This is a genomic window from Arsenicicoccus sp. UBA6765, assembly GCF_002453335.1.
Taxonomy (GTDB): Bacteria; Actinomycetota; Actinomycetes; order Actinomycetales; family Dermatophilaceae; genus Arsenicicoccus; species Arsenicicoccus bolidensis.
Genome location: NZ_DKGR01000057.1, coordinates 203,041 through 208,547, shown reverse-complemented (window position 1 = coordinate 208,547; position 5,507 = coordinate 203,041). Strand labels below are relative to the sequence as shown.

4 protein-coding genes and 1 pseudogene are annotated in these 5,507 nt (G+C 71.3%); 2 read left to right on the top strand and 3 right to left on the bottom strand.

Going from position 1 to position 5,507, the window contains the following annotated elements; all coding sequences use genetic code 11:
* Window positions 1-163: 163 nt before the first annotated feature.
* From B4K29_RS15945 to B4K29_RS18370, 3 genes and pseudogenes are all read right to left on the bottom strand, one after another.
* Entirely contained in the window at window positions 164-2,566 is a 2,403-nt protein-coding gene (locus B4K29_RS15945; protein ID WP_286961328.1) for a sodium-translocating pyrophosphatase, read from the bottom strand.
* 113 nt (window positions 2,567-2,679) lie between these two features.
* A complete protein-coding gene (locus B4K29_RS15940; protein ID WP_313535122.1) occupies window positions 2,680-3,816 on the bottom strand; it encodes an alkaline phosphatase D family protein in 1,137 nt (378 codons plus the stop codon).
* A 134-nt stretch (window positions 3,817-3,950) separates the two neighbouring features.
* Window positions 3,951-4,247, bottom strand: a pseudogene (locus tag B4K29_RS18370) (alkaline phosphatase); the annotation flags it as partial.
* A 96-nt stretch (window positions 4,248-4,343) separates the two neighbouring features.
* Between B4K29_RS18370 and B4K29_RS15935 the strand changes: the two are divergent.
* Window positions 4,344-4,967: a class I SAM-dependent methyltransferase gene (locus tag B4K29_RS15935; RefSeq protein WP_286960365.1), complete on the top strand. Its 624-nt coding sequence runs from the start codon at window positions 4,344-4,346 to the stop codon at window positions 4,965-4,967.
* Between the two features lie 69 nt (window positions 4,968-5,036).
* Entirely contained in the window at window positions 5,037-5,462 is a 426-nt protein-coding gene (locus B4K29_RS15930) for an acyl-CoA thioesterase (RefSeq protein WP_029212603.1), read from the top strand.
* Window positions 5,463-5,507: the final 45 nt, after the last annotated feature.

Genomic DNA, 5,507 nt, shown 5'->3' with positions numbered 1-5,507 from the left:
TCACAAAGCGCCGCCCACGCGCCCCGCAACGCCCACCAGACGACCCAAACTGAGCTCCCGGCTCACGAAGCGCCCACGCGCCCCCCGCGCCACGATCGTGAGGGTTTGGTCCAAGATTCTTGGACGAAACCCTCACGATCTTGGGGCGGGGGCGGGGGCGGGGTCAGTCGAGGTCCCGGACCTTGTCCAGGTGCGGGTGCTCGCCTCGGGCGGGCAGGTCCGGCGAGGGGCCGACGAGGTGCTCGACCTCCGGCAGGGCGTCGTCGACGCGGCGTCGGGACACGAGGATCGCGGCGGCGATGATCGCCAGGGCGAGGAGGGCGATGCCCGCGCGGAGCCACGGTGAGGCTCCGGCGCCGACCGACATCTGCACGACGGCGGGGGCGATGAGCACGGCGACGAGGTTCATCACCTTGATCAGCGGGTTGATGGCCGGGCCGGCGGTGTCCTTGAACGGGTCGCCGACCGTGTCGCCGATGACCGTGGCGGCGTGGGCGTCGGAGCCCTTGCCGCCGTGGGCGCCGTCCTCGACGAGCTTCTTGGCGTTGTCCCACGAGCCGCCCGCGTTGGCCAGGAAGACCGCCATCAGCACGCCAGCTCCGATCGCGCCGGCGAGGAAGCCCGCGAGGGCGCCGAAGCCCAGCCCGAAGCCGACCATGATCGGGGCCAGGGCCGCGAGGAGTCCGGGAGTCGCCAGCTCTCGCAACGAGTCTCGGGTGCAGATGTCGACGACGCGGGCGTACTCCGGAAGCTCGGTGCCGTCCATGATCCCCGGGTGCTCGCGGAACTGGCGACGCACCTCGAGGACGATGGCGCCGGCGGCGCGCGTGACGGCGTCGATCGCGAGGCCGGAGAAGAGGAAGACCACCGCCGCGCCCAGGATCAGCCCGACGAGCACGTTGGGCGAGGTCACGGCATACCCGCTGACCGCCTCGGAGGTGTCGCGCCCGGCCTCGGCGAGGGCCGTGATGACGGCGTCGTTGTAGGAGCCGAACAGCGCCGTCGCGGCGAGCACCGCCGTCGCGATGGCGATTCCCTTGGTGATCGCCTTTGTGGTGTTGCCGACCGCGTCCAGGTCGGTGAGGACCTGGGCGCCGGCCTCGTCGACGTCGCCGGACATCTCGGCGATGCCCTGGGCGTTGTCGCTGACGGGACCGAAGGTGTCCATCGCGACGATGACGCCGACCGTGGTGAGCAGGCCGCAGCCGGCCAGGGCGATGAGGAACAGCGACACGATGACCGAGCCGCCACCGAGCAGGTAGGCGAGGTAGACCGCACCCGCGATGACCGTGGCGGTGTAGACCGCGGACTCCAGGCCGACGCCGATGCCGGACAGAATGACGGTCGCCGCGCCGGTGACGGACGTGCGGGCGACGTTGCGCGTGGGCTCGGACTCGGTGTCGGTGTAGTGGCCGGTGATCTTGAGGATCACGGCGGCGAGGATGATGCCCAGCAGCACGGCGCCGATGGCCAGCAGGCGCGGGTCGCGGTCGATGCCAGCAGTCTCGGCGCCCCGCAGCTCGGCGAACGTGCCGGGGAGGTAGACGAACGCGGCGATCGAGCACAGCACGGCGGACACGACGGCCGCGATGGCGAAGCCGCGGTTGATCGCGGTGAGCCCGCTCTCGCCGGGGCGCGAGCGCGTGACGTAGATGCCGAGGACGGCCGTCAGCACGCCGATGGCCGGCACGATCAGCGGGAAGACGAGGCCCTGCTCGCCGAAGGCGGCCTTGCCGAGGATGAGGGCCGCGACGAGGGTCACGGCGTAGGACTCGAACAGGTCGGCCGCCATGCCGGCGCAGTCACCGACGTTGTCGCCCACGTTGTCGGCGATCGTCGCGGCGTTGCGGGGGTCGTCCTCGGGGATGCCCTGCTCGACCTTGCCGACCAGGTCGGCGCCGACGTCCGCGGCCTTGGTGAAGATGCCGCCGCCGACGCGCATGAACATCGCGAGCAGCGCTGCCCCGAAGCCGAACCCCTCGAGCACGGCGGGCGCCTCGGCGCGATAGATCAGCACCACCACGCTCGCCCCGAGGAGGCCGAGACCCACGGTCGCCATACCGACCGCTCCCCCGGTGCGCACCGCGAGGGTGAACCCGGGCGCCCGATGCCCGTCGCGGGCCGCCGCGGCGACGCGGACGTTGGCCTGGACGGCGAGGGTCATGCCGAGGTAGCCGATGAACGCCGAGAACAACGCGCCCACCACGAAGAAGAGGCTCCGTCCGATCCGGACGGAACCGTCGTCGGCCGGCAGGAGGAACAGCAGGGCGAACACCACGAGGACGAAGATCGCCAGGGTGCGCAGCTGCCGGTTGAGGTAGGCGCTCGCGCCCTCCTGGATGGCGGCGGCCACCCGCTGCATCCCCGGTGTCCCCGTGTCGGCACGCAGCACCTGCGAGCGCAGCACCGTGCCCACCACGAGAGCCAGCAGCGAGACCGCCGCGATCACCGCGACGATCGTGATGCTCCCCCCGGACACGGGGACGTGGTCCCCGGCGGCCTGGATCGGTCGGGTGGTGGGAAGGCTGGTGGCTGGCAGCTGGGTGATGGCGACGAGAGCTCGCATCCGTCCTCCTTGACGTGCGGCTACGGACGGTGAGCACCGCCCTCAGGTGGCTCGCAGTCTAGGGTGGTGCGACCCACATGACCAGGGGGCCTCGACGGCGCGTCGTGAGGGCGTCAGTGTCCCTGCGGCGCAAGCTCCTTGGTGTAGAGCACCTGGCCGAGCCCGTTGCGCAGGCTCACCGTCATCGTGCCCGCGCGATCGACCTCGGTGTAGCCGAAGAACATCGCGCGCTGGTCCCGCGGTGACTGGTTGGCGTGGCGCGGCACCCCCTGGAAGAGCACCTGCGGCCCGAAGGTCGCGTCCATCTGGTTGGGGCCGAACCCGCCCGCGCTGATCGGGCCGGCGACGAACTCGTGGAAGCCGTCGAAGTCGGTGAAGGCCGCCTTGGCCGGGTCGTAGTAGTGCGCCGCGCAGTAGTGCACGTCGGCCGTGAACCACACGACCCCGCGGATCTTGCGGCGCTTGATCTCGCTGAGGAGGTAGGCGAGCTCCAGCTCGCGGCCCAGAGGTGCACCCGGATCGCGGTTGGCGATCGCCTCGATGACGGTGCCGTCCGGCACGATGATGCCGATCGGCATGTCGGCGGCGATGACCTTCCACGTCGCCCGGGAGCGCTGCAGCTCGCGCAGCAGCCAGTCGACCTGCTCGGTGCCGAGGAAGGCCGTCCGCTGCTTCTCCAGCGAGGGGGTGTTGGCGCCGCGGTAGGTCCGCATGTCCAGGCTGAACACGTCCAGGTGGGCGCCGCGCTCGACCTTGCGGTAGACGCGGGGAGCCTGTCCCAGGTCGCGCACCCCGCGGCCGTGCCGGTCGGCGATCGGCATGAACTCGAAGAAGGCCTGGCGGGCGCGGGTCGCCAGCACGTCCACACGCCGCTCACGGGCGTAGCGCGGGTCGTCGAGCACCTCGCCGGGATACCAGTTGTTGGTGGTCTCGTGGTCGTCCCACTGGCTGATGACCGGGACGTCGGCGTACATGCCGCGCAGGTTCTTGTCCATGAGGTTGTAGCGGTAGCGCCCCCGGAACTCGTCCAGCGACTCCGCGACCTTGGCCACCTGCGGGGTGACCACGTTGCGCCATACCTGGCCGTCCGGCTCGACCACCCGCTCCTGGATCGGGCCGTCGGCATAGATGTTGTCGCCGGAGTGGATGAGGAAGTCCGGGCGCAGCTCGTGCATGGCGCGGTAGGCGACCATCCCGCCGAGGTCGGGGTTGATGCCCCAGCCCTGGCCCGCCGTGTCGCCGGTCCACACGAAGCTCGTCGGTGCGTCGTGGACGGCGGCGGTGCTGAGGTGCCCGACGCCACCTCGCCCCGGTGCCCGTCGAGGTCCTCGAACTGCACGCGGTACTCGTAGTCGCGGCCGGGCGCGAGGCCCTTGAGCTCGAGCTTGGCCGTGAGGTCGCTGCGCGGCGTCGCCCAGGGTCCGGCCAGCTCGCGCCAGGAGCCTCGACGACCGCCCGAGGTCAGGCGCACGACCATGCGGCCGGGACGGTCGGACCGCGACCACACCACGGCGGAGCGGGAAGTGACGTCGCCCGCCTGCACCCCGCTCGGCAGCGTGCTGCGCCCACGGACGAGTGCGGGGCTGCCGCCGGCCGCCACGGAGGTCGACTGACCGAGGGCGACGAGGCCGGCGCCGCCGAGGGCGCCGGTGAGCAGGGAACGGCGAGAGACGTTGGCCATGACGGCGACTCTGCGCCTCTCGGGTGAACGGGCGGGGTGCGCCCGGGTGACGGTCCGGCAAACCACGCCGTATGCCGCGGGCTAGGGTCTGACGTGATGAACGAGCAGCAGGAGCACTACTTCACGTCGAGCGAGCCGGCGACCGAGGCCGAGCGCCGGTCGATCCGCCTCCGCCTGGCCGACCGCACCGTGGACGTCGAGACCGCCCCCGGCACCTTCTCCCCCGACGGCCTCGACAAGGGCACCGCCGTGCTGCTCGCGGAGGCACCACCGCCGCCGGCCGCCGGCACCTTCCTCGACCTCGGCTGCGGCTGGGGGCCGATCGCCCTGGCGCTGGCGCTGCGCTCCCCCGACGCCACGATCCACGCGGTCGACGTCAACGAGCGCTCCCTGGACCTCACCCGCCGCAACGCGGAGTCGTTGGGCTGCACCGGGATCCGCGCGATGACGGCGGAGGAGGTGCCGGCGGGCACGGCATACGACCTGATCTGGTCCAACCCCCCGATCCGGGTCGGCAAGGCCGTGCTCCACGACCTCATGCGCACGTGGCTGCCGCGGCTCGCGCCGGACGGGCACGCCTATCTCGTCGTGCAGAAGAACCTCGGCTCGGACTCGCTGCAGGCCTGGATCGAGCGCGAGCTGGGTCCAGGGCTGCAGGTCGAGCGGTTCACGAGTGCCAGGGGATTCCGGGTCCTGCACGTCCGGAGGGTCGCGGGCTAGACCGGCCTAGACTGGGTCCCCGTGACGATCGACGACAACGCCCACGACGGCCAGGGACAGCTCGAGGACATGCGCTTCCACTCGCGCAAGTGGGTCAAGCCCGAGGACCTCAACGCCAACCACACGCTCTTCGGCGGGAGCCTGCTGCGGTGGATCGACGAGGAGGCCGCGATCTACGCGATCATCCAGCTCGGCAACGAGCGCACGGTCACGAAGTACATGTCGGAGATCAACTTCGTCTCCAGCGCGCGACAGGGCGACATCATCGAGATGGGCCTGCTGCCGACCCGCTGGGGCCGCTCCTCCCTGACGCTGCGCTGCGAGGTGCGCAACGTGTTCACCGGCAAGAGCATCATCACGATCGACGAGATCGTCATGGTGGCCCTGGACGACGAGGGCAACCCGAGGCCGCACGGTTACGACTCCATCACCTTCGACCGCGACCGGGTGCCCGCGCGGCTGCGCATCGAGCGAGTCGAGCCACCAGTCCGCTGAGGGGTCACCTCCCGACGCAGTGCCCGCCGAGTGGTCACGTCCCGA